Source organism: Massilia sp. CT11-108, assembly GCF_047302915.1.
Taxonomy (GTDB): domain Bacteria; phylum Pseudomonadota; class Gammaproteobacteria; order Burkholderiales; family Burkholderiaceae_D; genus Telluria; species Telluria orientalis.
This window is the reverse complement of the sequence record NZ_JBKYMO010000420.1, coordinates 1-4880: the sequence shown is the minus strand read 5'-3', so window position 1 is coordinate 4880 and position 4880 is coordinate 1. Positions and strand designations below refer to the sequence as shown.

4 protein-coding genes and 1 pseudogene are annotated in these 4880 nt (G+C 66.4%); 2 read left to right on the top strand and 3 right to left on the bottom strand.

Annotated features, from left to right (window positions below; genetic code table 11):
- Together ACEN88_RS24375 and ACEN88_RS24370 are read left to right on the top strand one after the other, a co-directional pair.
- Positions 1-106, top strand: a pseudogene (locus ACEN88_RS24375) (aminoacyl-tRNA hydrolase); the annotation flags it as partial.
- Positions 107-322: 216 nt separating this feature from the next.
- Positions 323-1048, top strand: a complete 726-nt coding sequence (locus ACEN88_RS24370; RefSeq protein ID WP_413343825.1) for a GH12 family glycosyl hydrolase domain-containing protein — start codon at positions 323-325, stop codon at positions 1046-1048.
- Here ACEN88_RS24370 and ACEN88_RS24365 read toward each other — a convergent pair.
- The 3 genes from ACEN88_RS24365 to ACEN88_RS24355 form a co-directional block, all read right to left on the bottom strand.
- Positions 1035-2219: a GGDEF domain-containing protein gene (locus ACEN88_RS24365; RefSeq protein WP_413343823.1), complete on the bottom strand. Its 1185-nt coding sequence runs from the start codon at positions 2217-2219 to the stop codon at positions 1035-1037. The two genes, ACEN88_RS24370 and ACEN88_RS24365, sit on opposite strands and share 14 nt — an antisense overlap.
- A 116-nt stretch (positions 2220-2335) precedes the next feature.
- Entirely contained in the window at positions 2336-3703 is a 1368-nt protein-coding gene (locus tag ACEN88_RS24360) for a glycoside hydrolase family 27 protein (RefSeq protein WP_413343821.1), read from the bottom strand.
- 105 nt (positions 3704-3808) lie between these two features.
- A partial coding sequence (locus ACEN88_RS24355; RefSeq protein WP_413343819.1) for an endo-1,4-beta-xylanase occupies positions 3809-4880 on the bottom strand: 1072 nt, incomplete at its 5' end.

Below are 4880 nucleotides of genomic sequence, written 5' to 3'. Positions count from 1 at the left end.
CGTGCGCCGGGCCACGCGGCCCACGCTCGGTTCGCAGCGGCGCCGGCTCGAATCGAAGGCCGGCCGGGGCCAGGTGAAGGCCTTGCGCGGCAAGGTGCGCGAGTAGCGGCCTATATCGAACTCCGTATTTGCCATACGAAGATGGCATATCTCCGTGATAGCGGTTAACAATCACTGTTGGCACAATTGACTGCGCCTAGCACCGTCTCTACGATGAAATCGGTTACATAAAAATAAGAATGCGGCGTTGACGCCCCGGATGCCGTATGCGGATACGGTTGTCGCGGTCCGCTTCAAGCGGGGCGAACATCAAGGAGACTATATGAAGAACGCACTTTGCATCACCGCAGTGGCATTGGCAGCGAGTCTGGCCGCCCCGGCGCAGGCGGCGACATGGTCGACGACGGCGCAGTACGGGTCGACGACGATGGGCGCGTACAGCTTCAACAACGACATCTGGGGTTCGGGCGCCGGGCCGCAGACGCTGTGGGTCAACTCGCCGACCGACTGGGGCGTGTGGTCGAACCAGCCGAACACCGGCGGCATCAAGTCCTACCCGCACATCAACTTCTACGTCGGCAAAGCGCTGAACAGCCTCTCGCGGCTGACGGCGGTAGTGTCGGCGACGACGCCGGCCGGCGGCGCCTGGGAATCCACGTTCGACATCTGGGACACGAACCACGCCAACGAGATCATGGTGTGGCTGAACTACACGGGCACGTCGGGCGGCTGCGGCAACGTCAAGCCGATCTCGTATAACTGGACCGCGCAGGGGTGTGCCATCCCCGTGTACACGAACGTGAACATCGGAGGCGCCACCTGGAACGTCTACCGCGGCAATAACGGCGGCAACATGGTGTACTCGTTCCTGCGCACGACGAAGACCAACAACACGACCGTCGACGCCCTGGCTCTCATGCGCTACCTGCAGAACCTCGGCTGGATCGGCAACGTCACCGTGGGCGACGTCCAGTACGGGTTCGAGATCACGTCGTCGTCGGGCGGCATGGACTTCGCCTCCCGCAACTTCTCGGTCACCGCCTATTGACCATTCCCGCGCGACGCGGCCCGTCCGCGTCGTTGGCGCATGCGCAACGCGCGTGGACGCGGTCGCGTCCACCGCGCTTGGCGTCGTACATCAGCTTGTCGGCCACGGCGATGAGGTCGCGCAGCACGTGGTGCCCGCCGTCGGCCGCGGGGTCGGCGCAGGCGACGCCGAAGCTCGCCGTCGTGCGCACGTGCTCCGCCCCGTCGTCGGTCATGACGCTCGTGTCTGCGAAGCGGGCGCGCAGCCGCTCGGCCAGGTGGATGCCGCCGTCGAGGTCCGTCCCCGGCAGTATCGCGAGGAACTCCTCGCCGCCGTAGCGCACCACGCTGTCGACGCCGTCCCGCGTCATGCGCCGCAACAGGTCGGCAAAGCTGCGCAGCACGGCGTCGCCGCTGGCGTGGCCGTACGTGTCGTTGATGCGCTTGAAATGATCGATGTCGCACAGGACGACCGTCAGCATGCCGCCATGATCCGGCGTGGGCATCTGGCCGGGGCGCATCAGGGTCTCGTGCAGGTAGCGCCGGTTGAAGCAGCCCGTGAGGTGGTCACGCGCCGCGGTGTGCTGGATCTGCACGCGTGCCTGGTATTCCTCGCGCGTCACCTGGTTGAAGCGTCGCGCCGCCAGCGCGCCGAACGCGTTCGCCAGTACCAGCAGCATCACCATCGTGACGCCGTCGGCCGCCGTCAGCCGGCCATATCTCCAGGTCAGTGCAAGGAAGACGGCGGTCGCGCCGCCCGCCAGCATGAGCGCGTTGGCGAAGCGGTTCGGGATGTACAGGTAGATCACGATGAGCATGATCCCGAGCGACATCGCGTGCCAATGGAATTCGTCCGTTCGCTGCACCGCGATGAACATGAAGCACGCGAGCGCCACGGTTTCCGCGACGCTGGCGGCGATGCGCGTTGCGTGGAGGGTGAGCGGCCGGTGGTAGGCGAGCCAGGCGCACGTGCCGGCCGTCGCGGCCACGACCGCGCGCGCCGCGCACAGCTTCAGGTAGGCCGGACCATAGCCCAGCGCGGCCAGGTCCGACATCGAGAACGCCAGGTAGAACAGCGTGCAGAACACGAGCGTGTAGCCGAGCAGGGCCCGTGTCTGCGGCAGTTGGTGGACGAGGAACGCGGTTTCGTTTGCGGGCTGCGCAAACTCCCCGGTGAGCGGGTGTATTCTCATGCGGTCGATGGATGGGAACTTGAAGGGGCGGCGCGAACCGGACCATTATGTTCCAAAATTTGTATCGACGCTATTCTGCCACTTCATGCAGTTGGAATAGTCACCCTTTGTCACCTTTACGCGGACAGGCCCAGCAACGTGGAAGCGTGCGGTGCCAGCGTGATGCGCAGCGCGCCGCGCACGGCCGGCTGGTCGTGCCGCGCCCACAGGTCGCGCACGGCGACGCTGCGGTTGCCCAGGTCCAGGCGCGACAGGTCGAACACGATCTCGGTCGGCGCATCGGACGTGTTGAACAGTGCCAGGTATTGCAGGTTGCGCTTGTCGGCCGAACGTGCGCTCCAGATGCGCGTGCCGGCTTCCGCGCGGTGCGGGCGGTTGTCGCGGCTGCGCTGGTTCACGGCCAGCACCTCGGGGTTCGTCAGCAATGCGAGGGTCTTCGCGTCCAGGTGGCGCAGGTCGCCGCCCATGATCAGCGGCGAGCGGGCGATGCTCCACAGCGACATCAGCGTCTGCTGCTCGTCCGGCGTGAACTTGGTGTCGCGCGCGCCGAGGGCAAGACGGCCCAGCGGCAGCATGTCGGCGTCGGGCCACGAGTTCGCGCCCATCACGGGGTTCCAGTTTTCCAGGCGCTGGAACTGGTCGTTCAGGAGGCGCCATTCGTCCCAGAAGTCGTCCGAGACGCGCCACATCTGCGCATAGTGCGGCACGTGGTTGGCCCAACGCAGGTCCATTTCGCCCGGCGACAGGCTCAGGACGATCGGACGGCCGCTGGCCGCGATGGCCTTGTGCGCCGCTTCGACCTCGGGCCAGTTGCGCTCGTACGGGCGCGACATGTCGTCCATCTTGACGAAGTCGACGCCCCACTCGGCGTACTGCTTGAACACGGAGTTGTAGTATTCCTGCGCGCCCGGCTTCGTCATGTCGACGCCGTACATGTCGCCGTTCCATTCGCAGATCGCCTTCGTGTCGGCGATGTCCTGCGCGCGCAGTTTCGTGCCGAGGATCGGCGTGTTCAGGCGCACGGCCTGGCGCGGGATGCCGCGCATGAGGTGGATGCCGAACTTCATGCCGCGCGCGTGGATCTGGTCGGCGAGCTTCCTGAAGCCCGCGCCGTTCGCAGCGGACGGGAAGCGGTTCGGCGCCGGCTGCAGGCGGCCGTACTGGTCCAGCGTCAGTTCGGCGTCCTTGCGGTATTCGTAGCTGTTCGCGTTCGGCTCGTACCACTGGATGTCGACGGTGAACACGTTGTACCCGAACGGCAGCAGCTTCGCGACCATGATGTCGGCGTTTTCCAGCGCCTGCGCTTCCGTGATGGTGGGGCCGAACGAGTTCCAGCTGTTCCAGCCCATCGGCGGCGTCGGCGCGAGGCCCGCGGCCGATGAAGTGGATTTCGATTTTGCCGCGAAAGCGAGCGAGGGGGCGCTGGCGGCGGCAGCGGCGGCGGCGAGGGAAGCGGTGAGGATGCGGCGGCGATTCGAGTCCATGTGCGGGCTAAGAGTTGATGAGCGTCGCGCGAGTATAAATACCGATCGGCCGGCGCACTAATCACTTGTGCGCGCCGACCGATACCCGAATCGATATCGCAGCCGTCAGCCCTGGCGTGCCGGCGCCGCCTTGATCGCGTCGATGATCGCCTGTTTCATCGGCTTTGCTTTCAACTGTGCGTCGAACGGCGTCGGGCGCATCGGCAGCTTGTCCCTGCGCGGCGCCTCGTCCCACGTCTGCAGCCAGCTGATGTTGTCAGCCAGGCCCCACACGAGGATGTCGCGCAGGCGCGGGTAGGCCAGCGTCACGTCCAGGTAGTCGCGCGTGGCGGCGGCGACGCCGGCGTCGCGTTTGGCGATGTCGGCCGGCAGGCGGCGGTCGTTCACGTCCAGTTCGGTGATCAGGAGGTCGTAGCCCATGCCCGACACTTCGTCGAGGAACTTGCGCCATTCGACCAGGTCGGAACGGCCTTTATCCGTTTCGTCCCACGAACCGATATGGCTCTGCAGGCCGAGCGCGTTGATCGGCGTGCCGCGCTTCTTGAGGTCCGCGAGCAGGGCCAGCACGCCCGCACGATGCTTGGCGCTGCCGGCGTCGCCGCGCATGTAGTCGTTATAGACCAGCTGTGCCTGCGGGGCATATTCTTTCGCGAGGCGGAACGCGAGGTCGATCTGCTCGACGGCGCCAAGCGGCTTCGTGAGGGCGTTCTGGCGCAGCTTGCCGTCGGCCGGGTCGACGGCTTCGTTGACGACGTCCCAGCTCTTGATGCTCTTGCCGAAGTGGCCGCACACGGTGCTCACGTGCGTGCGCATCAGCTGTTCGACGGCCTTCGCGGGCTGCGGGCCGAAGTTCTGTTTCACGACCCACGCCGGCACCCATTTCTCGGCCTGCCAGAACAGGTTGTGGCCGCGCACGGCGATGCCCTTGTCCTTCGCCCAGGCGATCACGTCGTCGGCCGGGCCGAAGTTCGGCTTGCCCGGCGCCGGTTCGAGCGCCTGCCATTTCATCTCGTTCTCGAGCACGATCAGGTTGCATTCGCGCTCGACGAGCGCGCGGTAGGCGGCGTCGCCGAACTGGTTGCGGCCGGCGCTGATGGCGGTGCCGAAGCGCATGCCCTTGCGGGCGGCGACGTCCTTCAGCGTTTCGCCGGCGGGGCCTTGGGCGCGCGCGAACGGG

What these genes read in the sequence shown, in the direction of transcription:
- ACEN88_RS24360 (WP_413343821.1), bottom strand. Translation starts at nt 3,703, where the DNA reads ATGGACTCGAATCGCCGCCGCATCCTCACCGCTTCCCTCGCCGCCGCC.
- ACEN88_RS24365 (WP_413343823.1), bottom strand. Translation starts at nt 2,219, where the DNA reads ATGAGAATACACCCGCTCACCGGGGAGTTTGCGCAGCCCGCAAACGAA.
- ACEN88_RS24370 (WP_413343825.1), top strand. Translation starts at nt 323, where the DNA reads ATGAAGAACGCACTTTGCATCACCGCAGTGGCATTGGCAGCGAGTCTG.